The 25,170-nt window shown below is 69.6% G+C and carries 18 protein-coding genes; 7 read left to right on the forward strand and 11 right to left on the reverse strand.

What is annotated here, in order from left to right; all coding sequences use genetic code 11:
- Positions 1-728: 728 nt before the first annotated feature.
- On the reverse strand, positions 729-1,241 hold the full coding sequence (locus ABOD76_RS02140) for a hypothetical protein (protein WP_350241674.1): 513 nt from the start codon (positions 1,239-1,241) through the stop codon (positions 729-731).
- A 235-nt stretch (positions 1,242-1,476) separates the two neighbouring features.
- Here ABOD76_RS02140 and ABOD76_RS02145 point away from each other — a divergent pair, with 235 nt between their 5' ends.
- On the forward strand, positions 1,477-2,640 hold the full coding sequence (locus ABOD76_RS02145; RefSeq protein ID WP_350241676.1) for a sensor histidine kinase: 1,164 nt from the start codon (positions 1,477-1,479) through the stop codon (positions 2,638-2,640).
- The gene (locus tag ABOD76_RS02150; protein ID WP_350241678.1) at positions 2,637-3,266 is read left to right on the forward strand and encodes a response regulator transcription factor; all 630 of its coding nucleotides are present in this window, start codon (positions 2,637-2,639) and stop codon (positions 3,264-3,266) included. The genes ABOD76_RS02145 and ABOD76_RS02150 overlap by 4 nt, the downstream gene beginning before the upstream one ends.
- A gap of 74 nt (positions 3,267-3,340) precedes the next feature.
- On the opposite strand, the gene ABOD76_RS02155 is transcribed toward ABOD76_RS02150, so the two are convergent.
- Entirely contained in the window at positions 3,341-3,517 is a 177-nt protein-coding gene (locus ABOD76_RS02155; RefSeq protein ID WP_350241680.1) for a hypothetical protein, read from the reverse strand.
- A gap of 276 nt (positions 3,518-3,793) precedes the next feature.
- Here ABOD76_RS02155 and ABOD76_RS02160 point away from each other — a divergent pair, with 276 nt between their 5' ends.
- From ABOD76_RS02160 to ABOD76_RS02175, 4 genes are all read left to right on the forward strand, one after another.
- Positions 3,794-4,543, forward strand: a complete 750-nt coding sequence (locus tag ABOD76_RS02160) for a DUF1175 family protein (RefSeq protein ID WP_350241682.1) — start codon at positions 3,794-3,796, stop codon at positions 4,541-4,543.
- 73 nt (positions 4,544-4,616) lie between these two features.
- Positions 4,617-9,056, forward strand: coding sequence for an alpha-2-macroglobulin family protein (locus ABOD76_RS02165; RefSeq protein WP_350241684.1), 4,440 nt, complete (start codon positions 4,617-4,619; stop codon positions 9,054-9,056).
- 1 nt (position 9,057) lies between these two features.
- Positions 9,058-9,657 (forward strand): hypothetical protein, encoded by a 600-nt coding sequence (locus ABOD76_RS02170; protein WP_350241686.1) that lies wholly within the window; start codon positions 9,058-9,060, stop codon positions 9,655-9,657.
- Positions 9,658-9,972: 315 nt separating this feature from the next.
- Entirely contained in the window at positions 9,973-10,107 is a 135-nt protein-coding gene (locus ABOD76_RS02175) for a hypothetical protein (protein WP_350241688.1), read from the forward strand.
- Positions 10,108-10,122: 15 nt separating this feature from the next.
- On the opposite strand, the gene ABOD76_RS02180 is transcribed toward ABOD76_RS02175, so the two are convergent.
- Entirely contained in the window at positions 10,123-10,761 is a 639-nt protein-coding gene (locus ABOD76_RS02180; protein ID WP_350241690.1) for a LacI family DNA-binding transcriptional regulator, read from the reverse strand.
- Positions 10,762-10,856: 95 nt separating this feature from the next.
- Complete coding sequence (locus ABOD76_RS02185) at positions 10,857-13,301, reverse strand: tetratricopeptide repeat protein (protein WP_350241692.1); 2,445 nt, start codon at positions 13,299-13,301, stop codon at positions 10,857-10,859.
- Positions 13,302-13,570: 269 nt separating this feature from the next.
- Here ABOD76_RS02185 and ABOD76_RS02190 point away from each other — a divergent pair, with 269 nt between their 5' ends.
- Entirely contained in the window at positions 13,571-15,406 is a 1,836-nt protein-coding gene (locus ABOD76_RS02190; RefSeq protein ID WP_350241694.1) for an HD domain-containing phosphohydrolase, read from the forward strand.
- Between the two features lie 619 nt (positions 15,407-16,025).
- On the opposite strand, the gene ABOD76_RS02195 is transcribed toward ABOD76_RS02190, so the two are convergent.
- The 7 genes from ABOD76_RS02195 to ABOD76_RS02225 form a co-directional block, all read right to left on the reverse strand.
- The gene (locus tag ABOD76_RS02195; RefSeq protein ID WP_350241696.1) at positions 16,026-16,670 is read right to left on the reverse strand and encodes a hypothetical protein; all 645 of its coding nucleotides are present in this window, start codon (positions 16,668-16,670) and stop codon (positions 16,026-16,028) included.
- A 1-nt stretch (position 16,671) separates the two neighbouring features.
- Positions 16,672-18,690 (reverse strand): PQQ-binding-like beta-propeller repeat protein, encoded by a 2,019-nt coding sequence (locus ABOD76_RS02200; protein ID WP_350241698.1) that lies wholly within the window; start codon positions 18,688-18,690, stop codon positions 16,672-16,674.
- A 413-nt stretch (positions 18,691-19,103) separates the two neighbouring features.
- Positions 19,104-20,054, reverse strand: a complete 951-nt coding sequence (locus tag ABOD76_RS02205; RefSeq protein WP_350241700.1) for a substrate-binding domain-containing protein — start codon at positions 20,052-20,054, stop codon at positions 19,104-19,106.
- 384 nt (positions 20,055-20,438) lie between these two features.
- A complete protein-coding gene (locus ABOD76_RS02210; RefSeq protein WP_350241702.1) occupies positions 20,439-21,419 on the reverse strand; it encodes an ABC transporter permease in 981 nt (326 codons plus the stop codon).
- 1 nt (position 21,420) lies between these two features.
- Positions 21,421-22,389, reverse strand: a complete 969-nt coding sequence (locus ABOD76_RS02215) for an ABC transporter permease (RefSeq protein ID WP_350241704.1) — start codon at positions 22,387-22,389, stop codon at positions 21,421-21,423.
- Complete coding sequence (locus ABOD76_RS02220; RefSeq protein ID WP_350241706.1) at positions 22,389-23,966, reverse strand: sugar ABC transporter ATP-binding protein; 1,578 nt, start codon at positions 23,964-23,966, stop codon at positions 22,389-22,391. The genes ABOD76_RS02215 and ABOD76_RS02220 overlap by 1 nt, the downstream gene beginning before the upstream one ends.
- 92 nt (positions 23,967-24,058) lie before the next feature.
- Entirely contained in the window at positions 24,059-25,030 is a 972-nt protein-coding gene (locus ABOD76_RS02225; RefSeq protein WP_350241708.1) for an ABC transporter substrate-binding protein, read from the reverse strand.
- Positions 25,031-25,170: the final 140 nt, after the last annotated feature.

The raw sequence follows: 25,170 nt of genomic DNA on the forward strand, positions 1-25,170 counted from the left end.
ACGTCCAGGACGCACCGGCTGCGCGGCCTCACCGCTCTGTGGGAGGTGCACTGCGAACTCTCCGCAGTGGTGTGGCCATGGATCTGCAGCAGGGCGGCGACGTCCCGCAGCCCTCGCTGGTCCTCCGGAGCGGCAGGAAGGTTGGCTCAGGCCACGAGGGACAGCAGCCGGACGAACAACAGCAGGGATTTCATGGAGACCCTTTCGGTGCGAGCGCAAGGTGGTCCGGCATGTCGTTCGACCGTCATCGCACGGGTCGGGTTGGTGCCTGCGCGAAGATGTGGTGGGCGCTCAGCGGGATCGCCTTTCACGGTTCTTGTTGGGCACGCTTCAGGATCGGGGGTTCTCGTGTCTGGTCATCGAACAGCGTGATCGACTGTGCCCCGTGATCAACACGTCCATACCAGCTGTCAACCTTGGTCTGTTGAGGTGACCGAACGCGACGCTTCCCTGGCGGACGGAATGGATGGACGTCAAGTCCATTGGCTCCTGCGCCTGGTCCCTTTCATCTCAGAGCGCTGCCCGTCATGAGCGACGAGCCATCCTCGCGCTCCTTTCCCTTCCCTCACGTGCAGCCGCCCGGTGAGCCGCCGGGGGTCAGTGGGTGGCCCGGCCGGCGGCTGGGCACGCCCTGATCTGATCCTGCCCCGTGGTGCCGGGGTCCAGGTGCCCGTGTGAGCACCTGGACCGGCAGCGCAGGAGCGGCACCGTGCCGCTCTGGGTGCTGTTCAGGCGATGGCCGGGTGGGGCACCCTGCGGCGGGAGCGGGCCAGCACCAGCAGGGTGCGCAGGCCGATTTCAGTGACGGTCATCAGGATGAAGGCGGTGGTCCACGCGGTGGCGCCCAGGATGTGGTGGTGCATGCTGAAGCGCACCACCGCGTCCTGCACCGCGCCGGGGTGCGACACCAGCAGGCCGAACAGCACCCGGCCGCCCATCGACACGACCCACACCAGCGCATACGTCCAGCCGGCGGTGCTGTACGGCGTGTCGCCCTGCCATTCGATGCGCATCTGGGACGCGGCGAGCACGCCGAACACCGCGCCCAGGGCGACGCCGAGCGAGATCAGCAGGCCCGCGCCACCGGAGAAGTCAACCCCGTGGACGGTGAAGGCGGTGACGCCCAGCGAGATCAGCAGCGGGCGCAGCAACCGCACCAGGCTCAGCGGCTTGCGGCCCACCTGCGTGACAATCATGAACACCATCAGGCCCAGGAACAGGAGTGCTTCGGTTGTCGTCATCGTGGTCTCCTTGTGGGCGGCCTGTGCGGCCTGCCCTCGTTGATGGGCCCAGTGTGCCGGCTGTGGGGGTGGCGGCACATCGCCCACACCTCCCACCCAGGAGCAGTACTTTGTGCCCACGCGAGGGGGACCGGCAGGCCCTGGCGGTGGGGCCAGTTGCGGGTGAGCATGCCGGCATGTCCTTCCTGCCGGGCGTGTCGAGGGTGTGGGGCGCCGTCCCGGTATGCTGAGGGGGATGTCTGTCCTGTCGCCGCGGCCCACCATCCGGTTTTCGGTCGTCGTGGCGGTGGTGGCGCTGGCGACGGTGGTGCCGCTCGTCACGCCGGACCCCCGGGTGATCGTGAGCCCACGCGGCCTGCTGGCGCTGGTGTGGATCGGTGTGGTGCTGGCCGCGCTGTACGGCCTGCAGGCGCGGCCGTTTCCGGGGCCCCTGCTGGAACGCGGCGGGCTGGCGCTGCTGGTGGTGGCGGGGCTGACGGGCCTGAGCTTCACGTACCGGGGCCTGGAGACCATCCCGACGCTGTTCGCGCTCGGGACGCTGGGCGCGCGGCTGCCGGCACGCTGGGTGGTGTGGCAGAGCGTGCCGCTGGTCGCGTACCTGGTGTGGCTGTTCAGCCGCGGTACGGTCGTGCAGCCGATCTCCACGCTGTCGAACACCCTGGGGTTGTTTGGGCTGCTGTATCTGGGATTCACCATCAACCGGCAGCACGCGCTGTCGCTGCAGCTGCAGCAGGCGAACCTGGAGCTCGAGCGCCGGGCGGAGCAGGAGGGGGAACTGTCGCGCCTGCGGGAACGCGAGCGGCTGGCGCGGGACCTGCACGACACGATGGGGCACGCGCTGAGCACCCTGACGGTGCAACTCGAGGCGGCCAAGCGGCTCGCCACACGGGCGCCGGAGCGGGTGCCGGGGCAGATCGAGGACGCGCAGGCGCTGGCGCGACAGGCGCTGCGCGACCTGCGCAGCACCCTGGATGACCTCCGGACCGGGGACGCGCCGCTGCACACCTGGCTGGCGGAACGCGCAGGGGCGCTGGCGCGTCAGCACGGCTGGGCGCTGCAGCACGACCTGCAGCCGGTGTCCGTGCCGCCGCAGACGGCGGAGGACGTGCGGCGCATCGCCGCGGAGGCGTTGGAGAACGTGGCGCGTCACGCGCACGCGACGCGGGTGCGGCTGGCGCTGCAGGAGGTTGAGGGGCAGCTGCAGTTCGTGGTGGAGGACCACGGGCAGGGCTTTGATCCGGCCGACCCGCCGGACGGGCATTATGGCGTGCGCGGCATGCGCGAGCGGGCGGCGCTGCTGGGTGGCACCCTGCAGCTGAGCAGCAGCCCGGGCGGGACACGCGTGGCGCTCCAGGTGCCGCTGCGCGTGCCGCAGCCGCAGGAAAGGACCGTGAAGTGATTCGACTGCTGATCGCCGAGGATCAGCCGCTCATGCGGCGGGGCCTGCGCACCGTGCTGGAGACCGAGGACGACTTCACGGTCGTCGCCGAGGCCGGCACCGGCGCGCAGGCGGTGGAGCTGGTGCGCGCCGCGCAGCCGGACGTCGTCCTGATGGACGTGCAGATGCCGGAACTGTCGGGCGTGGACGCCACGCGGCTGCTGGCGGCCGAGGGACTGGCAGGCCGGGTGCTGATCCTCACCACCTTCGACCGGGAGGACTACGTGCTGGACGCGCTGCGTGCCGGCGCGGCCGGGTACCTGCTCAAGGACGTGGACGCCGACGAGCTCGCGCGCGTGATCCGGCTGATCGCCCGCGGGGAGAGCTTCATCCAGCCCGCCGTGGCCGCCAAGTACCTGCGGCTGCTCACCCAACGTCCCGCCGAACCGCAGGAGCCGCTCACCGCGCGGGAGCTGGAGGTCCTGAACCTGCTGGCAGCCGGAGCGAGCAACAAACGGATCGCCGCAAGCCTTGCGATTGCCGAGAGCACCGTGAAGAACCACGTGAACAACATCCTCGCGAAACTGCAGGTCCGCAACCGCACCGAGGCAGCCCTGAAAGCCCGGGAGCGCCGCGACTCGGAGTGACCGCACGGGCCAGGGATAGAGCAACGGCAGGACCGTGTGCACGACCTGTGTTGTCGTGTCCGCTTGAGCGTCTTTCAGACCCGTTCGAGCACCAGAGGGAACCGTGACCCGTTCACCCGCTCCAGTCGCGCCGCCGGATCTGGATGGCCGCGCATCTCGGTAGGCACGGCGCTCACCCCGCACATGTCCGCGCGCCGCTCCACCTCAGGCAGCTCACCGAGCGGGTTGCATGACCGACGCAAGTCGGTCATCTCGGTGCCCTCAACAGAAGAAGGCGACCAAGAAGGTCGCCTTTGATGTCGGAAAGTATAGCGCGGTATGCAGGGGCGGTCAACCGTATCCATTCCGGGAGACAGGTCGGGGCGCGCCTGACCCCGCGCGTCCGCCACGCACCGCGCACGATCACCCCAGGCACCCGGAGGGAACAGCCCCTCCACGTGTCCATCTTCTGAATGTTCCTGCGCCCCGTGCCGCACCTCCCGGGCGGGCTTGCTCCGCCTGGACGCGAGGACCGCATACTGGAGCACATGAACGCTGCGCGTGTGCGGGTCAGGCTGCTGTGGACTGCGGTGCTGCTGGCGCTCCCGGCGCTGGGCGCGGCGCTTCCGGTCCCGGTCCCGCCCGTGTCGGCCATGGACCGTGACCACGACGGCTACCCCGACGCGCTGGAACTGGTGGGCGCGGACCGGGCCCGCTTCGCCGACTGGTTCGCCAGCGTCGCCGAGAGCCAGTATTACGGCATGAGCGCCGACTGGAAGCCGGACACGCGCGACTGCTCGGGCCTGCTGCGCTACGCCTACTTCAATGCGCTGGCCGTGCACGACGCCGCGTGGTACCGGAAGTTCCGCTACCTGCCGCCCCCGCATACGCCCCCGGTGCGCGCCTACCATCTTCCCGCGCCGCTGGTGCGGTACTCGGTGTTCCGGGTGGCCCCCGGCGAGTACCGCTCGGACGACGTGAAGATGGGCCGGCTGGTGGGCCGCACGACGGTGCAGTACCTCATCCGGGAGTCGATGGTGTTCGTGTCGCGCGACCCGGCCCGGGCGCGGCGCGGCGACCTGCTGATCTTCCTGCGGCCGGCGCTGGCGTCGTATCACAGCATGGTGTACCTGGGCGGCGGGCTGGTGGTGTATCACACCGGGGCGAGTGTGGCCGAGGGGGGGGAAGTGCGGCTGGTGACGCTCGCAACGCTGATGCGGCACCCGGACGCGGCGTTTCACCCGGCGCTGAGCAATCCGAATTTCGTGGGCGTGTACCGGTGGAAGATCCTGGAGTGACGCGCCCCCCACCGCGCTGCGTACCCGGGCCTTCAGGCTTTACAGTGAACGCACACCACTCCAAGGAGACCCTGTGCGTCAACACCCCAAGCGGCGACTGTGGGAACGAAGCATTCTTCTGGCGGGCCTGCTGTTCATCGGTCTGGCGCCCGCCCAGAGCCGGATTTCGATGTACGGCGGCATGTTCCGGACCGGGCAGGCCATCGACGTGGACGTCGAAGCGCCGCTCAACACCCGCTTCACCGTGGCGCGGGTGCAGGACCCGGCCGGCATGTTCACCGCCACCACCGACCCGCACAGCCCACAGGTGCCCCGGGGCGCGCCGACGCGCACGCTCCAGACGCTGCGCCTGACCCGCGGCATGGGCCACACCCTGCACCTGGGGAAGCTCCCCAGCGGCGTGTACGTGCTCCGGAGTGGCGGCGCGAGCACGGTGCTGCTGGTCACGCGCCTGGGCCTGGTGGTCAAGCGCGACCAGCAGCGGGCCCTGACGTACACGGCCGACCAGACCACCGGGCAGACGCGCGCGGCGCGGGTGTGGGCGCTGGGCGGCGGCAGCACGGTGGCCGACCAGGACGGCCTCGCCACGTTCAAGGGCCTGGCCGGCAGCGACGAGGTGTACCTGGCCCGTTACGGCAACGACTGGGCGGTGTCCGGCGCCAGCTGGAACAGCTACGCGGCGCCGCTGGTGAAGGGCTACGTGTACACCGATCGTCCGGTCTACCGCGCTGGCCAGCATGTCGAGTTCAAGGCGGTGCTGCGAACGGCCGGCAGCCTCGCGCCGCTGGCGGGCCGCTCGGTGCGCGTGACCGTGCTGTCACCGTTCGACGACGAGGTGTTTCGCCGCACCCTGACCACCACCGCCTCCGGGTCACTCTCAGCGGGGCTGGATCTGCCCCAGGGGGCCAAGCTGGGCGAGTACCGCTTCCGCGTGCAACCCGCCGGCGCCGAGGGTGAGGGGCAGAGCGACATCGGCGGAACGTTCGAGGTGCAGGCGTACCAGAAGCCGGAATACGCCGTCACGCTGGTGCCCAGCGCGGCCCGGGCGGTGCAGGGCGAGCGGGTGCGCGTGCACCTCTCGGCCCGCTATCTGTTCGGCGGCGCGGTCGGTGGCGCGCGGGTCAATTACAACGTGACCCGCGCGCCGTACTACCCGCCTGACTTCGACGCCGAGTCGCTGCCGCCGGATCAGCAGCTGGGCGGTCTGGACTACGGCTCGGACCTGGTGATTCAGGAGGAAACGCGGCTGGATGCCCACGGCGAACTCGACCTGATGCTGCCGCTGGAGCGCGACGCCTCGGGCCGTCCGGTCAGCTACCGCATCGAGGCGGAGGTCGAGGACGAGTCGCGCCGCACCGTCAGCGCCCAGACGCGCGTGATCGCCTTCCCGGCCGCACTGAACGCCGAGGCCAGCACCGACCGGTACATCTACACCGCCGGCACGCCCATCCGGGTGGCGCTGCAGACCCGCGACCTGGACGGCGTCCCGCGCCCGGCGGCCGTCACGCTGGACCTGGTGCGCCAGACCTGGGAGCCGTCCGGCAAGGATTGGAAGCTGAGCGAAACGCGCCTGAGCCGGGCGCAGGTCAGGACCAACGCCACCGGCGTGCTGAACACCACGGTGCGCACGTCCAGGGGCGGCGGCTTCCTGATCCGGGCCACGGTCAAGGACGCGAAGGGACGCGTCAGCACCTCCGAGCGTTTCGTGTGGGTCCTGAACCCCGGCGAGGACTGGGGCTGGAACAGCACCGACCTGACGGTGCAGCTCAACAAGAAGCGGTACGCGCCGGGCGACACCGCCACCGTCCTGATCGGAAACCCAAACCCCGGGGCGGCCGTGCTGGTGACGCTGGAAGGCGACCGCCTGCGCCGCAGCGTGGTGCGGCGCGGCACGGGCGCCGTGTTGACCTACAGCTTCCCCGTGACCGCCGACATGGCGCCGAACATCTCCGTCGCCGCCGCTTCGCTCGGGAACGGCCAGTTCTACAGCCACGAGTCCCGGGTGAAGGTGCCCCGGCCGGGCGCCGAGCTGAGCGTGAGCGTCACGCCGCCGAAGCCCCGCGTCGCCCCCGGTGAGGAGGGCCGGTTTCGCGTGACGGTCCGCAACGCCGCCGGGCAGGGGGTGCCGGCCGAGGTCGCGCTGGGGATCGTCGATCAGGCAATCTACCTGGTGCAGCGCGACACCGCCCCGACGATGCTTCAGGTTTTCAACGCCGAGCGCGACAACGTGGTGGGCACCGACTCCAGCCTGAACTTCTACTTCTCACCCGGCACGCTGGCGGCCCGGCCCGCCGCGCCGATGTCGTCGGCCGCGTTCGCCCAGAGCAAGGCGGAGGACCGCGCTGCCCCCGCCGCGCCGGAGGCGCCGGTCACGCCCCGCCAGGACTTCAAGGACACCATGCTGTGGATCCCCAACCTGCTGACCGACGCCCACGGGCACGCCGACGTCACGGTGAAGTTCCCCGACAACCTGACGACCTGGGTGGCCACGGCCCGCGCCCAGACCCAGGCGGCCCGCTTCGGTCAGGGCAGCGCCAGCACCGTGAGCACCAGGAACGTGGTCGCCCGCCTGAGCCTCCCGCCCTTCCTGGTGCGCGGCGACACGGTGACGCTCTCGGGGCTGGTCAACACCACCCTGAACACCGCCGCGCGCGGCACCGCGAAAATGCAGCTCACCGGCCTCCGCGGCCGGAGTGGCGCGGCGCTGACGTCGGCCGGCGCCGCCCTGAGCCTCCAGGCGAACGGCCGGGCCCGCAGCGACGTCCAGGTTCAGGCCAGTACCGTCGGCACAGCGTCCGTCACGTTCACCGCCCGGACCAGTTCAGGCAACGACGCGCTGACCCTGCCGCTCCCGGTCAAGGCGCGCGGGTACGACGTGACCCGGTCAGCGGTGGGCAGCGGCAGCGCGCCGCTGACCGTCACGGTGCCGGCCGACGCCACCCCCCAGACCCTCCGCCTGCAGCTGACCCTGACGCCCTCGCTGCTGTCGGCGGTGTCGCCCGCGCTGGAGTACCTGGTCGGGTACCCGTACGGCTGCACCGAGCAGACCATGAGCCGCTTCCTGCCCGCGCTGCTGGCCCGGGAGAACCTGGGCGCGGCGCAGCTTCCCGCCAGTGTGGTGAAGGACCTGCCCGCCATCACCGAGGCGGGGCTCGCGCGTCTCGCGCTGTTCCAGCACGACGATGGCGGCTGGAACTTCTGGCAGTGGGACGACAGCACGCTGGAGATGAGCGCGTACGTGACTCAAGGGTTGCTGCGCGCGAAGGCGCTGGGCGTGAAGGTCGACAACGCCATGCTCGATCAGGCGCTGACCTACCTGAAGGCCCGAACCGCAGACCCCCGGGAGCGATCGGCGGACCGCGCCCGCGCCTACCGCGCCCTGGCCGTGGCGGGGCGCGTCACCGTGACGCACCTGCAGGCCTTCGCCCGGCGACGCGACCTGGAACCCTACGCGCTGGCGGAAACGGCGCTGGCGCTGCACGCCGCCGGACAGGCGCAGCTGGCCCGCGACCTGCTCGACCGCCTGAAGGCCAGGCGCACCTCGGCGCAGGGCGGCGCACTCGTCCACTGGGACACGCCGGATGCTCAGGGCGCCGGTGCCTGGGACGACTTCTGGGACGACAACAACATTCAGGTCACGGCGGCGGCCCTGGAGGCCATCGCCACGCTCGATCCCCGCAGCCCGCTGATTCCCGGCGTGTCGCAGTGGCTGCTGTCCACCCGGCGCGGCCCGCAATGGGTGAGCACGCAGGACACCAGCAGCGTCATCATCGCCGCGCTCGCCCTGAAGCCCGAGAATTCGGCCGCGTCCCGGCCCGTCACTGCGTCGCTCGACGGGCGGACGATCGGCCGCGTGACGGTCACCGGCACCCGTGCTTCGGCGCTCGATGTGCCCCCCGCCCTGCTGACAGCGGGCCCGCACACCCTGACGCTCAGCGGCGCGCCGGCGGGCCTGACGGCCGCGGCGCAGCTCCACTATGCCCGCGAACCCGCCCAGCTGCGCTCCGATGCGTCGCATGGTCTGCGGCTGACCCGCCGCTATGAGCGGCTCGATCCGGTCTGGGACGCGGCCCAGACCCGCTACACCTACCGCCGCACCCCGCTGCTGCACGCCGGGCAGCTGCAGGCCGTCACGAGCGGCGACCTGGTGCTGGTCACGCTGACGGTCCAGCCGGACCACCACAGCGCCCGCTACCTGCTGGTGTCGGACCCGGTGCCGGCGGGCATGAAGGCGCTGGACGAGCGCAGCCTGGCGATTGCCGGCCTGCCGGACCCCGACACGTACGACGCGGAGAGCTGGACGTCCTGGTACGCGGGCCGCGATCTGCTCGACGACCGCGTCGACCTGTATGCCGATGTTCTGGAAGGCCTGCAGACCATGACCTACGTCCTGCGGGCGCAGACGCCCGGCACCTTCACGGCGCTGCCCACCCGCGCGTTCCTGATGTACGACCCCGACGTGCAGGGGTACGGCGCGGCGGCGACCCTGACGGTGCGCGACCGGGGCCAGTGAGGTGAGACGCTGGGCGCTGCTCGTGCTGCTGGCGGGTGCGTTCCCGTCGGCGGGGACGGCCGCTGAGGTTCGGCGCGGCCACCTGAGCGTCGCGTACACCGACACGCGTGACCGCGCCGAGCTCAGCGCCGTGTTTCTCGCGTGGCAGGGAGCCGTCCGGGATCTGCGGGCCATCGGACTGAGCGTGCCCGCCGCCGTCCGTATCGAGGCGGCCAGCAGCGCGGCCACGTTTGCCGCCCGCACCGGGGAGCCGGCGGGCATCGCGGCCAGCACGCGGGGCCGCGTGATCCACACCCAGCGGCTGTCGGCCCTGGGTGCGCGGGGCCTGCTGAGCGTGACGGTCCGCCACGAGGCGTTCCATACCGCCCAGCCCGCCGGCCTCGCCCGCTGGCTGGCCGAGGGGCTGGCCCGGATCTTCAGTGGCGAAGCGCGGAGCGACCCCCCCACACCGACGGGGCTGGAAGGCGTCCCGGACGCCGTCCTGAGCGCCCAGCTCCTTCTGCGCGACCCGGCGCGGCTGGGCGCCGCCTACCACGAAGCCACCCGCCGCGCCCGCGTGCTCCTGGCGAAACGCGGCTGGCGGGTGGTGCTGGGCCGGTAAGGGGAGCGTGTGCCCCGGCGTTCAGGCACCGCGGTGGCCTGAGCAGCAGGGAGGGGTCTTGCGGTGCTCCACGCCTGGATTGGGGGCCGTCCTCAATGGTGAGGTCTCCACCGGGAACCGTGCAGCTGCAGCACCGCTCCCGGCCCCAGAGGCATGGGCGACAGGGTCCAGGCCGGCACACCCACGCTCGGCCAGGGTGAACCCGCCCCGCACCGATCCAGGCTGGCTCACCTCCACCGGGCGGCACCCGAATCGCCGCGAAGGCGCGGCGGCCCCCACTCCACGAGCGCCCCCGTGAACGCTCAGTGGAGGTCCATGTCCGGTTCAACCGGCGCGCTGCGGCGGCTGATCGGTCAACCCCGCGCAGCGTCGTGGCCCGAGGTCAACCGCGAGCACGGCCGCGAAGGCGACCTGAAGATCGCTCATCGTTGGGCTCGGCACGCCGCGTGAAGCGGTCCCTCCCGATCACGTCCGCGCCGCAGACCGGCAGCGCCCTCCTCTCCCTGCCGGGGCGTTCAGGTGGCGGCACGGACGACCAGCGCCACCGTACCCGTCCTTGAGGCCGAGGTCGCGGTGTCCAAGCTGCACGAGGTGATCGACGGCCTGGGCGATGGCCCCCCGGTTGTCGAGCAGCACCGCGTGACGGCTGAACGAGCCGATGGTGCGGTCCACCTCGATGACCGGGAGGGACGTTGAGAGACTTTCCAGGTCGGGATCGGTGTCGGACGAGGGCACGACGATCAGCCCGTCCACCCGGGAGCCCTCGAAGACCTGGGCGTCCATGATTTCGCGCTCGACGGAGCTGCCACGTCCGGTGATGACGGCGTAGCCCTGTTCGAGGGCAGCGTCCTGGATGCCCTGGGCGAGAATGTTCTGGAATGTGGCGACGGTTCCGGCGGACAGGTACCCGATGATGTTGGTGCGTTGTTCGCGGAGGCTCTTGGCAAGGCGGTTGGGCCGGTACCCCAGGGTGGTGACCGAGTGCTGCACTCTGGCCTTGAGTTCGGGGGCGATGTTCGGCACGCCCCGGAGCACCCGGCTCACCGTGGGAACCGAAACCCCAGCATGGTGTGCGACGTCGGACAACTTCGCAGTCCTGGACATCCTCACCTCAGATAGCGTTCTCTCGTTTGGATGAAGTGGCGCATCCGAAGGAGGCGATGTCACGAGGGTCAGCCAGAGCGCAGTCTCCCAAGCTGTCAGGATCCGCTGTTCGCCCAGGCCAGTTGCAGGGCACGGTACAGCGGCTTCTCGCGGAGCGTGTAGGCTGGCAACTGCCAGTCATTCCAGGTGACGGTGCCGCGCGTGTTGAGCGTACCGCTGCGCAGCTGCACGCCGATGCCGGAAATGCGCACCGTCTGATCCCGGGGGCCAGCGGCGGGGCGGCCATCCTGGACCCGGTGGTCGGAGGGGTCGGTGACGTTCAGCAGCGTCCAGGGAAGCCGCAGGTGCGTCCAGCCCCCAACGGTGCAGAAGTCCTGCGTCAGGTTGTGGCTGCGGGGATCTTCCCTTCCCCCGCCACGCAGCCGGCCCGGCTCATCCGTCTGCGCGGGATACACGGCGCCATCCCGGCCAATCCGGCGAATGTTCGGCAGCGTGATGTACGGAACGAAGGGGGCGCCCGGCACGGGTTGGGCGTGCGGGTCGTAGAGGTAATACGTCTGCCGGCCCACCGGCCGCGGCTTGAACGGACGGTAGCCGCTGTTGACGAGCACCTGCCCGGAGGTACCGTCCAGCACCACGTGGAACTCGTCTCCCGGTGCCGGATGCACGTCGAGCCGCACCTCACTGTGTGTGCCCTGCGTCCTCCAGGCCAGATGCAACGCGGCCGGCGTCGCCTCGGCGTGCAGGCCGTCTGTGCCGTTCACCAGCGGCAGGGTGGCGCTGGCCGCGCTGCACAGGGTCGGTTCGCCCGCCGGGTCGGTGGCGAGCAGGCCATAATGCTCCTCGGCGTCCATGCTGTTCAGCCAGCGCGGCTTGCTGTCCGCCGGGCGCTCCAGGTCCAGGTACATCCAGTTGCGCTTGAACCATTCGTCCAGCCACGCGAACACGATGCCGCCCGCGAGGCCACTCCGGCGGATGGTGCGGTCGAGGTCCACATCCATGCGGGCCTGCTCGTCCTCGCTGTGGCCACCGTGATGCTGACCCTGCATCTGGTAATGGGCAATGCTGCGCGAACTTGGGACGCCGTACTCACTGATCAGGACCGGCATGGGCCCGTGGTGGGCGCGCAGCGCCCTCAGGTAGCCGGCATAGTTGCCCCCGGGTGCCGTCCGGTAGGCAGCATCATGGTTCATGAAGTCCGGGTAGTACGGGTAGGCGTGGTACGACGCAAAGGTGCCGGCCGGATTCTTCGCGGTGGCCACCACATGGACCGGATCGAGCGCCACCACGTCCTCACCGAACGCTTTCCGCACCGGGTCGCCCTTCGGTTCTCCCCGCGCCGCGCGCAGGGCGGCTTCTTCCTGAGGGCTGGCCTCACTCGGATGCCGCAGCGGATCCAGGGTGGGCCAATTCGTGAACGCCACCGGGGTGAGCTGATGGTAGCGGCGCATCTGCTCGCTCACGAGCCAGTCCATCGAGCGGGCCAGCCAGGCCTCCATCGGGCTGGCTCCGTGGGCCTGGACGTACGGTCCAGCAGCGGCCGTGTCGTTCCGGGCCAGACGGTTGAACGCGTCGACGCTGTCCGGCTCCCATTCCCGCCCGATGATGAAGGCCAGCAGGTAGCGGCTGACATCTGCGTCGTACCGGCCGGACGCGTGGCCCGGGCGGGCCGGCAGGTCCACGTCGCCATGCAGCACGCCCAGCACGCGGCCCATCTCGGCGCGGAAGTCATCCTGGAACCGCCCCCGGAAGTCGTTGTTTGCCGGCAGTTCGGTCCACACCCCGTGGATGACGTAGAGCGGTGAGCGCGGGTGGGCCAGGTTGTAGCGCAGCAGGGCCTGGTAGAAGTCCGGGGGCAGGATGGTGTACACGCGCAGCACGTTGGCGTGCAGGGCGCCGAGTTGCGTCATCCAGGTGTCCCAGATCGCCCCGCGGGGAAATTCCGCTGGGAACTTTCCGGGCAGGGCCACCCCCATGTTCACGCCCCGAACATCGATGGGCCGGCCATTCTGGAAACGCAGGTGGCCCTGCTGGGCAATGAACGGCATCACCAGACCGGCAGGCCGGGGCTTGTGGGTGCGGGCGCCGAAGTGCTCCGGCAGGGTGACGGCCAGCTGCCGGAACTCCTGCCGGGAGGGATCGAGCTTCAGGGCCTGTGCGACGGCGGCCGCCCCCTCCGGGAGCCGCCCCTGGGCGCGCCGGGCAAGCGCCAGGCCGTACCAGGCGTCCGCATTGTTCGGACTGAGCCGCGTGGCTTCAATCAGGTCAGCAGCAGCGTGGCTCAGGTCGCCCAGTTGAACGCGCGCCAGGCCACGCAGCACCAGCAGATCCGGGTCACCCGGCTGCCTGGCCGCCGTGTTCGACGCCAGCTGCGCGCTTGCGAGGGCCTCAGCTTGAGCGAACTGCCCCGCACGGTACCGCGCCTGTGCAGCGGCAAGCACAGAGGGAGGAACCCCTGGCGCAGAGGAGCGGTGGCTCAAGCGCCAGCCGGCACTGCCCACCACCAGGACGGCCATCAGGAAGATCAGGAAGCGGCGCATGCAGGATCTTCTGAGGGTATCACCGCCCGGTGGTCTGCACAGGCGCGTCGCCACCGCCCACCGCACGGGCGCAGCGTGTGGCCCCGAGCGGTGGTGGCACGGCGAGCTTCCGGACACGGGGAGCGGGCGCACAGGGCGTCACCACACCCGGAGGTCGTGGAGCACAGGACGTTGGTGATGCGTTGAGGATCCGAAATGGTGTGTCTTCCCCAGCCTACAGTGGCGTATGAGCTCCCGCCGCCTCTCGCTGACCGACGGCAGACCCTGAGGTGAAGGCGCTCGACCTGCTGGAAACCCTGCCGGTCATGCTGTGGACCGCACGGGCCGATGGGGTCTGGACCCACGTCAATCCACGCTGGTCGGCGTACACCGGCCTTGACGGCCACACGCCCGGATTCGGGTTTGAGTCTGCCCTGCATCCGGACGACGTGGCGGCGACGGTGACGCGCTGGACCGAGGCGGTCCAGACCGGCCGGCCCTACCGCGCCGAGTACCGCCTGAGGCGCTCCGACGGCCTGTACCGCTGGCACCTCACGCACGGCGTCCGCGCGCCTCAGCCGGACCACGACGTGGTCTGGACGGGGGCGTGCACCGACATCCACGATCAGAAGCTGGCCGAACACGAGGTCCTGGCAGCGCGGGAGGCGGCCGTACGGGCGCTGGGTCTGGCCCTGGAAGCCCGGGATCAGGAAACCAAAGGGCACACCGACCGGGTCACCGCACTCGCCCTGCGCCTCGCCCAGGCCACGGGTCTGCAGCGGGACGACTGCGACACCCTGCGCCTGGGCGCGTACCTGCACGACATCGGGAAGATCACGGTGCCGGACCACATTCTGCTGAAGCCTGGCCGCCTGACCCCTGATGAACGCCTGGAGATGCAGGAGCACGTGGTTGCAGGCGCACGCTTCTCGGCCGCCCTGGGCTTTCTGGCCGCGGAGGTGCTGGAGGTGATCCACAGCCACCATGAGCGGTGGGACGGCAGCGGGTACCCGGCGGGTCTCGTCGGCAATCAGATTCCGCTGCTGGCCCGGATCTTCGCGCTGGCTGACGTGTACGACGCGCTGATCAGCGAGCGCCCGTACAAACCGGCCTGGGCCGCTCAGGACGCGCTGGCGGAACTGTCGGCGCAGGCCGGCCGGCAGTTCGACCCGGACCTCACCCGGCTGTTCGTTGAACTGATGACCCACCCGCAGCCGGAGGGTGACCCGCCCCGGCGCCCGCAGGAACAGGCGCGCCAGACGCACGTCCTGGAGGAGCACGTCCGGGCGCGGGCGCTGCACGAGGCGGAGGTCAGTGTCCTGATCACGGACGCCGAGCAGCGGCTGGTGTATGTCAACCCGGCGTTCAGCCGCGTCACCGGCTACGAACCGGCGGAGGTGCTGGGGCGCACTCCCCGCTTCCTCCAGGGGCCGGAGACGGACCTGGAGGACAAGCGGGCCCTGCGGGAGGCGATCGCTGCCGGACGGCCGGTCCATCAGCTGATCCTGAACTACAGCCGGTCCGGTCAGAAACTGTGGTTCGAGATGCACCTCACGCCCCTGTTCGTGCAGGGCCAGCTCGCGTACTTCCTGGCGGTTCAGAACGACTGCAGCGACCGCATCGTGGAGCAGCAGCGGCTGGAATGGAATGCCACCCATGATAGCCTCACCGGGCTGCTGAACCGCGCCAGCCTCCAGCAGCCGCTGCTGACTGCGGGTCCATGCGCCCTGGTGTTCATCGACCTCGACAACCTCAAGGGCATCAACGACCGCCACGGGCACGTGGCAGGTGATGAGGCGCTCCGGCAGGTGGCTCAGGCGCTGCGCTCCCGCGCTCCGGCCGGCAGTCAGATCTTCCGGCTGGGTGGGGACGAATTCCTGGCGGTGGTGCCGGTGGAGACTGAGGCGGAGGCGACGCGCTGGATCGACCAGTTGCGGCTGGCCCTGACCAGCGTCGAAACCAGGGACGGCGGCCTCACGGGAAGCTTCGGGTGTGCCTTGTATCCGAGTGAAGGTCAGGACCTGTGGAAACTGATGGGCCTGGCGGATGAGCGGATGTACGTGGAGAAGCTCGAACACAACAACCGCCGGGCCTCCACCCACCTGCGCGCCGGTGATCACCCGTGAGTGAAGGACGAACCGGTCCGGGCGGCGGAGCCCGGAGCCGTTTCCCTGCCGGAGCCATCACGTCATAAAGGAACGGCACCCGCGTCGGAGAAACGGAAGTTGCCGACGACGCTGACATGAACCCAACCACGGGGCAACCGGAGCCCAGCACTCGTACGGTGGGTGTTCGGGGCAGGCTGGAGACACACTTGCACGATCCAGGCATCCGCTTCTGCCGGACGATGGTTCAGGGTCAAGCGCAGTGGTGGTCCGCCGAATCCCATGAACGGTGTGCGGCCCGCACCGGACGTGCGCCCGTGCTGACCGGCGGAGTGACCGAGCTGAACGGATGATCTTGATCGACTGCCGCTGGCTGAGAGCGCAGAGCCAGCGCGTCTTCACCTTCCGAAGAAGCCATGCAGACGATCCACCGTCCCCCTCGGGCCCACCGGCTTCAGCGGGTCTGTTCATCACTTGCCGAGCAAGGCCGCTGGGCCAGTCCGTGCGGACCCTCCGGGGCGAAAGTCGCATGACCTGGAACGGACAGCGTTGCGACCGGCGGCCCCTCAAGGCCGCCGGTCGGAGAACGTTGAAGGGAGGGGCCGCCGATTGGCAGCTCCTCCCTTCAACGGGCCGGGCTTCAGCGGTAGTGGGTGAGGTCCACCGGCACCACGTACGACTTGCCGGTGGCGTCGCTCAACGACACGGTGCCGCGCCCGGCCGTCAGGCCGGACGGCACCTGGAAGACGTAGGTGACGGTGCCCACGAACCGGACGCCGATCTCCCCTACGGTTTTCGGATACTGGGACACCGAGACGCCGGACCGCTCGGTCCGGACCGGCTTAAGTGTCTGGCTGCCCAGCTTGAGGCTGGCGGGCGTGAATCCCGCCAGAAACTTCTGGTCGGACGGCGTGGCGCCGTGGGCGAACACCATGATGCCGATCTGCCCGTTCTCCAGGCCCGCACGCTGGCGCGCCACTGCCGGTGTGATCGGATCTTCGCCCAGCACGCTGATGAACGCCTGGTAGCGGGTGCGTTCGTAGGGCGTGGTGATGGTCACCGCGTCCACCGCCCCGTTCTTGGCTTCCAGCTTCAGGGTGTCCTGCACCGCGTACAGGGTGTAGGCGCGCAGCGGGTACCCCGCCTCTCGCTGACTGGCCAGCTGGGTGCCTTCGGTGGCGGCCTGGCTCAGCTGCGCCGCGGTCGGCGCCGAAATCAGGGCCAGCGCGCCGGAGCTGAAGAGCAGCGCGGCACCCGCGCACCGGGCCAGGGAGCGTCGCTTCACGTTACTTCCCTCCGTTGCCGGGCACCGTGAACACGAAGATGGTGGCCGAGCCGGTGGTGCTCCAGATGCTCCGCGAGGCGTTGCCGGAGGTGGTGGCCACGTACTGCTGGCCGTCCACCGCGTAGGTCACCACGCCGCCGCCGATGGCTCCGCCGGTGCGGAAGGTGTAGAGCTTGCGGCCATCCTTGGCGTCCATCGCCATGAAGTCGCCGTTCTGGTCGCCGGTGAAGATCACGCCGCCGGCGGTGGGCGTCACCCCCGCGATCATCGGGGTGGCCTGCTTGACCTGCCACATTGGCGCGCCGGTGGCGGCGTTGTAGGCGCGGGTCCAACCACGCGCGTCCTTGACCGGGTCGAACGACGCGTCACCGCCGAAGTACAGGCTGCCGTCCACGTAGCGCGTCTCACCGATCTTGTAGGTGGCGCACCAGTCCACACTGTTCACGTACAGCGCGTTGTTGATGGTGTCCAGGGCCGGACCGTTCCACTCCACACCGCCCAGAATGCCGGGGCAGTCGCGGCGCCCGGTGAGGCTCACCGGCTTCTCGGCGTTCAGGTGGGTGGTGGTCTCCTGCCGGCTCACCAGCTTGTGCGTCGCGCGGTCGTAGATGTACAGCCAGCCGCCCTTGTTGGCCACCGCCATGTACTTGCCGCCGTTCACGTCATACACCAGCGGCGCCGCCGCCGTGTCCCAGTCGTGGGTGTCGTGCGCCACCTGCTGCGCGTACCAGTTGAGCTTGCCGCTGTTGGTGTCGAGCACCACCACCGAGTCGGTGTAGAGGTTATCGCCCGGGCGCAGGCCGCCGTTGAAGTCGGGAGCGGGGTTGCCGACCGACACGTACAGCTGCTTGTTGGCTGGGTCGAGCGTCAGGGTGGTCCAGATGGAGCCGCCGCCGTGCTCGGCTCCCTTCTGCCACGTCTCGGCGCCCGGCTGCTTGCCGGTGGGAATCACGCCGAATTCCCAGACCTTCTTGCCGGACTTGGCGTCGAAGGCGTAGATGTGGCCGTTGGCGCCCCAGTCGGCGCCCGCCTCACCGATGTAGACCTTCCCGTCCGCGGCGATGGGCGCGGCCGACAGGAAGTAGCCTTTGTTGCTGTCGGCCACCCAGGTGTCCCACAGCACCTTGCCGGTCTTGGCGTCCAGCGCCAGCAGATGGCCGTCGGTGGTGCCGCGGAACACCATGCCGTTGTACAGGGCCACGCCGCGGTTGGCCGGCTGCGGCTCCGGCCCCTTGGGGGTGTAATCGGATTCCCACACCTTGGTGCAGGTGTTGGCTTTCAGCGCGTAGGTGTTGTGCACCGAGGTGATGTACATCAGGCCCTGGTACACCACCGGCCCGGTCTGGAAGCTGCCGACCTCACCCAGCTGGAACACGCACTTCACCTGCAGCTGCGCGGCATTGTCTGCGGTGATGCTCTTCAGCGGCGAGAAGCGCTGGCCGCGGAAATCGCGGTTGTAGGCCAGCCAGTCCCCGTCCTGTGGGTTCAGCAGTTCCTGGTCGGTCGGTGCGGTGCCGCTCGCGGTGCCGCCGCTCTTCACCACCTGCGGCAGATTCGCCGGAACCGGCACGGCCGGGCTCGACGCGCCGGCGCCATTGCCACTGGCCTGTCCCGCGGCCTTGGGCGCGGTGAGCTTGACCTTGAGGGTCTGCGGCGTCAGCGGCGCTTTCCCGGCCGTGTACCCGTTCTTGGACAGGACGAACGCCGTCACGTCCTGGTACTGCTTCTGGCTGAGGCTGCCCGGCGCCGTGAGCGGCATCTGGTGGGCAATCACGTCATAGAGGTCCTGCAGGGTGTGGCTGCCGGTGGCCCACTTGTTGGTGAAACTGGTGCCGGCCAGGGCAGGGCCGGCCCCACCCTGCAGCGCTCCACCGTGACAACTCTGGCAGTGCGCGGTGTAGACCTGCTGCCCGGACGTGCTCTGGGCGCTGGTGTAGGACGGGCTCCCCGCCTGACTGGTACCGCTCTGTCCCCCCTGCGGGGGCGGCACCGCCAGCGCCAGGGTGACGAGGCCGAGCATGCTGCCGGCAAGAATGCCTACGTTGGAGCTTCTTCTGGACGTCTGTGGCATCGGTGCTCACCCTTTCGTGGTTCAGGTCTGGTGGCTTGTCCACCACACCCTGGTTGTGAAAACACTTCCATTTGATACCTTTTCGCCCCAGACGTAGCGCTCTCTGAATGCTCGCTCAATCCATAAAAACCGAGTGGATGACTTCAGTATGGTGCGGCGAAGTGCAGTGGCGCCGTGAGGGCTGGAGCCGCCGCGTGCCGCTGCCCTCCTGCAAACGTCAACTGGACACGCGCGGAGGAGGGACCGGACCGCCGCGATGAGGCGAACCGGAGCGGGACCGCTCGGCGATCGTCATGCCGCGTTCATCGGCAGCGTCGCCCGCTCCAGGGGCCCGTGGGCCGGTCCCAGCCGGTCCCAGCCGGTCAGTCTGACCGGGACGCTTCACCCGGGAACAGCTGCGGGGCGGTTCTGCCGCTGCTGGACCGCACGATCAGGATGGGCTCAAGGACAAAGTGCCGGGGTGTTCTTGACAGGTCCCGCTGGGCAATGTGCCTGAGCAACTCATCCAGGCACTTCTTGCCGACCAGATCGAAATCCTGCAGCACACTGGTCAGCGCTGGCTCGTAAAAGGCGGACTCGGGCGTGCTGTCGAACCCCACCACCGAGACCTCCTGCGGCACCCGTCGCCCCTGCTGCCGCAGGGCCTGCAGCACCCCGAGCGCCATCTGATCGTTGCCGGCCAGGACCGCGGTGAACAGTTCGCCCGCCTGCATGGCGCATTGAGCGGCATTGAAGCCCCCAGCCGAGGTCCAGTCGCCGCGGTACAGCGGCAGCGCCTCCAGCCCGCACTGCTGCAGCGCCTGCAGGTACCCCTGATGCCGCAGCTCCGCGTCGATCCACAGCGAGGGACCACCGATATGCAGAATGCGCCGGTGCCCCAGGTCGATCAGGTGCCGGGTCGCGGCCGCGCTGCCTTCCTGATGGTCAATGCTCACGGTGGTGGCCGGGACGTCGGTGGTCGCGTTGACCAGGACCACCGGGAAGGTCATGTCGAGGTGCTGCACCAGCTCCGCCGTGTGAAACGGGATCACCAGGATCAGCCCACAGATCTCGAGCTGACCGAGCTGCCGGATCGACTGAACGATGTCGGGGACGGCGAGTTCACTCTGGGTCGAGACGATCACCTCGTATCCCCTGGCCCGTGCCCGCTGCTGGACGGCCTGCACGATGTTCGCCGGACCGTACTGATGCATGCCGTAGACCAGCATGCCGAGCCGCCGTGACGGAGAGGTGGGCATGTTCTGGGTCCGGAGGCCCAGGCTGGGGGTGGGCGCTGGCGTGCGGGGCGCCTCCGCCAGCGGCTGGGCCGTCACCTCAGCGCCCGCGTCGTTTCCAGCGACAGGTGCGGCCGGGCGACTGGACGTCCTGTGGGGTCGCCCGGACCTGCCGGGCGCCGCGTCCTGTGTGCTGTCCTGAGTCACTCGCTCTTCCCTTCTCAGGCCGGTGTGCCCGCTGCACCGTGCAGTGATGGCCTGTTGATCTGCCGGTTCGCCGCTCGACCGGTTGAGCCGGCGCTCCTCATCGCCCTGAGGTTGCTCACCCTTCGTCTCGCTCCAGTGGACACGTGCATGGCGGACGGCGGGGTCAGGCGGCGGGCCGGAGCACGCCGCCGGCATGGGGGGTGCCGCGGCATCCCGCACCGCGTCAGCGTCCGGGGGTGGGGTACTCCGGCCCGCCGGCGGTCTGCGGCAGGAGGCTCACCGGGTGCGGCGTGCGGAGCGGGATTGCAGCAGCACCACCACCAGCAGGAACACCCCCCGGATCACGTTCTGCCAGAAGACGTCGATGCTGATCACGCCCTTGCCGTTCTCGAAGTTCAGCACGTTGAACACCAGGCCCAACAGGGTCACGCCGACCAGGGTGCCGAGCAGCGAGCCGCGCCCCCCGCTCAGCAGGGTCCCGCCCACCACCACGCCGGCGATCGCGGTGAGTTCCCACCCCACCCCCTCGGTGGGCTGTCCCGCGCCGAACTGGGCGGCGAGGATCACGCCCGCGAGGCCGGCGAGCAGCCCGGACAGGGCGTACACGCCCAGCTTGGTGCGGTCGACCTGCAGGCCCATCAGGCGGGCGGCGTCCTCGTTGTCACCCACCGACAGGGCCGTGCGTCCAAAGCGGGTCGCCCGCAGCAGCGGCACGCAGACCAGCAGGGCCAGCAGCAGCACCACGAGCGGCACCGGCAGACCGAACACATCACCCTGACCCAGCTGAGCGAACTGGCCGGTGCTGTCCACCGACACGGCCGCCTGATTGGACGCGAGTTGCGCCACACCGCGGGCACCCAGGAAGGTGCCGAGGGTGATGATGAACGGTTCGATCCGGAGCCGCGTGATCAGCAGGCCGTTGACCAGGCCCACCGCCAGGCCCCCCAGCAGGCCCGCCAGCAGCCCGGCGACCGCGCCGTGTGGACTGGCGAGCGCCGCAAGCACGCTGCCCATGGCCGCGGTGCTGCCCACGGACAGGTCGATGCCGCCGGTGACGATCACGAAGGTCATGCCGATGCCGATCAGCAGGAACATCGAGTTGTACCGAAAGAAGCTGCCCGCGTTGTACAGGCTGAAAAAGCCGTCGTAGCGCACGGCGGCGAAGACGACAAGCGCGATCAGGGCGATCAGCGCGCCCTGGCCGCGGAACAGGTGAAGAGGATTCGGGCGGACGGACGGGGTGGGTAGGGCAGTCATCTCAGCGCCTCCGGTATTGCAGGGCGACGGCCACAATGATCACGGCGGCCTTGATCACGATGGCCGCGGCGTCGGGCACGCCCTTGACGAGCAGGGTGTAGCGCAGCAGCTGGATGAACAGCGCGCCGATCAGCGTGCCGACCATCGTCACGCGGCCGCCGTTCAGCGCCGTGCCGCCGACCGCGACGGCCGCGATGGCGTCCAGTTCCATGTTCTGGCCGACCAGGTTGCTGTCGGAGCTGGTGTTGATGGCGATCACGATCAATCCCGCCAGGCCAGCCAGCAGGCCGGAGATGACGTACACCAGCATGCGGATGCGGTCCACTGGAACGCCGGAGAGCCGCGCGGCTTCGGGGTTGCCGCCGACCGCGATGACGTACCGGCCGAACAGGGTGCGCGTCAGGACGAACACCGCGGCAGCCAGCAGCACCAGCATGATCAGCACCTGGACGCTGATGCCCAGCACGCGGGCGCTTCCGAGCGCCGTGAAGCTCGCCTGGGTGAAATTGATCAGCTGGCCGCCACTGATCACCTGCGCGATGCCGCGTCCGGCGATGAACAGCACCAGCGTGGCGATGATCGGCTGCACGGCGAAGCGCGTCACGAGCAGCCCGTTGAAGGCGCCCAGCAGCCCGGTGGCCAGCACCGGCAGCACGAACGCCAGCGGGGTCCCGATGCTGGGCGCCAGGGCGGGGTTGAGGAACAGCAGCGGGGCGATCGCACCGCTGATCGCCATCAGCGAGCCGACCGACAGGTCGATGCCGCGGGTGGCGATCACGAAGGTCATGCCGATGCCCACGATCACGATGGTGGCCGTCTGGGTGAGGTTGATGTTCAGGGTCGCCAGCGTCAGGAACCGCGGAGTGGTCACGACATTGAAGACGATCAGCGCCAGGAGCGCCAGCAGGGCGGCGTGGCGGTGCAGCGGGAAGGGCGCCCGCGGACGCAGCGGCGCAGCAATATTGGTCATCACGAGACGCTCCCATAGGTGGTGTCGCCCGGGAGGTGCGCGGCGGTGTCGCTGCCGTGCGCCATGGCGCCGAGCAGCGCTTCCTCACTCAGCTCCCCCTGCGCCAGGGTGCGGACCGACTCGCCGTCCCGCAGCACCGTGACGCGGTGGCAGCCTTCCAGCAGCTCCTCGAGGTCGCTGCTGATCATCAGCACACCCAGGCCGTCCGCGGCCAGTTCGCTGATCAGCGACTGAATTTCCGCCTTGGCGCCCACGTCGATGCCGCGGGTGGGTTCGTCGAGGATCAGTAACTCCGGGGAGGTGCACAGCCAGCGGGCCAGCAGCACCTTCTGCTGATTGCCGCCCGACAGTTCCCGGATCGGCTGGTCCGGTCCGGCGCAGCGGACGTTGAGCCGGCGGATGAAGGTGTCGACCACCCGGCGTTGTTCGGCGCGGTTGACCACGCCGGCTTTCGTCAGGTGTGGCAGCAGCGCCAGCGTGAGGTTCTCGCGCACGGACCACTCGGGAATGATGCCGTCATGTTTCCGGTCCTCGCCGCAGAAGGCGAGCCCGTCTCTGATCGCGTCCTGCGGGGACTTCCAGCTCACCGCCTGACCGTTCAACCGCACCTCGCCGCTCCCCGGCTCCGCGCCGAAGATGGCCCGCGCGGTTTCGCTGCGCCCGCTGCCCAGCAGCCCGGCCAGACCCATCACCTCGCCTTCCCGGACGCTCAGGCTCACCCCCTGCAGGTGCGGGGGGCGGCGCAGGTCCTGGATCTCCAGAAGCGGCTGCCCGGCGGTCCCGTCCGCGTCGGTCCGCTGAAAGCCGGTCTGGCCCTGCTGCATCAGCTCCTGTTCCGCGCGGCCAAGCATGACCGAGACCAGCCGCAATTTGCTCAGCTCGGAGAGCGGTCCCTGGTGCACGGTGCGCCCGTCGCGCATCACGGTGATGTGGCTGCACACGGCGTACAGCTCGTCGAGGCGGTGCGACACGAAGATCACGGCCACCCCGCGCGCCTGCAGCTGCCGGATCACCCCGAAGAGCCGCTCGACCTCCTGATCATCCAGGCTGCTGGTCGGCTCATCCATGACGACCAGCCGGGCGTCCAGCGCCAGCGCGCGCGCGATGGCGACCATCTGCTGGACCGCCAGACTGAACTCCGCCAGCGGGCGCCTGACGTCGAGCTCCAGGCCCATGCCGCCCAGCACCTCCCGGGCGCGCCGCTCCATGCCGGAGCGGTCAATGAAGCCGAACCGTCTGGGCTCATGGCCCAGCATGACGTTCTCAGCGACCGTCTGCAGCCGCACCAGGTTCACCTCCTGATAGATGGTCGCGATGCCGGCGCGCTGCGCCTGGGGAGGAGAGGTGAAATTCACGTCCTCGCCCGCAAACTGGATCTGCCCGGCGTCGCGCCGGTACACGCCGGTCAGCACCTTCAGCAGCGTGGATTTGCCCGCGCCGTTCTGGCCGATCAGCGCGTGGACTTCGCCAGGGCCGACACGCAGTTCCGTGTCCTTGAGGGCGTGCACGCCCGCGAAGGCTTTACTGACGTGGCTCATGTGCAACAGGGGGGGCGGGTCAGCGGTGGGCTGGTTCATGACACCTCGGTGGCCGGTGGGGCGAAATGGGGAACGGTCGAGGGCGGCGGAGCCGGTTGGCCCCGTCGCCCGCGCCTTGCTGATTCCGGACCTTAGAAGGCGCTGTTCAGCATCGCCTTGGCGTTGCTGGCGTCGAAGAAGCGGTCCTGGTTGATCAGGCGCGCCGCGATGGGCTTGCCGGCGGCGTAGTCCTTGAGGGTCTGGAAGGCCTTGACGCCGAAGCGCGGGTTGCATTCCACGGTGGCGCCCAGCTTGCCGTCGATAATCGCCTGGAGCGCCGACTTCTGGCCGTCGATGCTGACCAGGGTGATGTCCTTGCCGGGCTTGCGGCCGGCGGCCTCCAGCGCGGTGATGGCCCCGAGCGCCATCTCGTCGTTGTGCGCGTAGACGGCGGTGGCGTCCGGGTGCGCCTGGATCAGCGCTTCCATCACCTTGCGGCCTTCGTCGCGGGTGAAGTTGCCGGTCTGGGCCGCGATGACCTGAATCCCGGGGTACTTGGCGATGTAGTCGTGGAAGCCCTTCTCGCGGTCGATGGCCGGCGAGGAGCCGGTGGAGCCCAGCAGCTCAATGACCTTGGCCTTGCCGTTCGTGGTCTTGACCAGCCATTCCGCGGCGCGTTTCCCTTCGGCGTAGAAGTCCGAGCCGATGAACGTCACGTAGTCGGTTCCGGCCTTCACGACGGTGTCGTCCACGTTGCGGTCGATGATGAACACCGGGATGTTGGCTTTCTTGGCTTCCAGGACCACCGGGGTGAGCGGCTTCTCTTCCCGCGGTGTCAGGAAGATGGCGTCGACGCGCTGGGCGATGCAGCTGCGGACGTCCGAGGCCTGCTTGGCCGCTGAGCCGTTCGCGTTGGTGAAGATCAGCGTCCAGCCCAGCTTCTTGGCCTGGTCCTGCATGCTGGCCGTCTGCGCCAGGCGCCAGGGGTTGTCCATTTCCGACTGGTTGAAGCACACCCGGTAGGTGGGCTTCACCGCCAGTTTGGGCAGCCCGGTGGCGGCCTGGGCAGCGGCGATGGTGACGGCAAGCGCGGCAGTCGTCAGAACAACAGTACGGGTCTTCATGGGTTCCTCCTGGAGCGTGGACAGTGGGCGGCACAAGGACAATGCCGTGAGCAACGGGACCAGGGCGGGCCCGATTGTTCCAGCAGAGCGGCAACACCAGAGGTGCGAGCATGGGTCTGCTCGTGCCCAGGCATTCGGTT

The organism is Deinococcus sonorensis KR-87 (genome assembly GCF_040256395.1).
Taxonomy (GTDB): Bacteria; Deinococcota; Deinococci; order Deinococcales; family Deinococcaceae; genus Deinococcus; species Deinococcus sonorensis.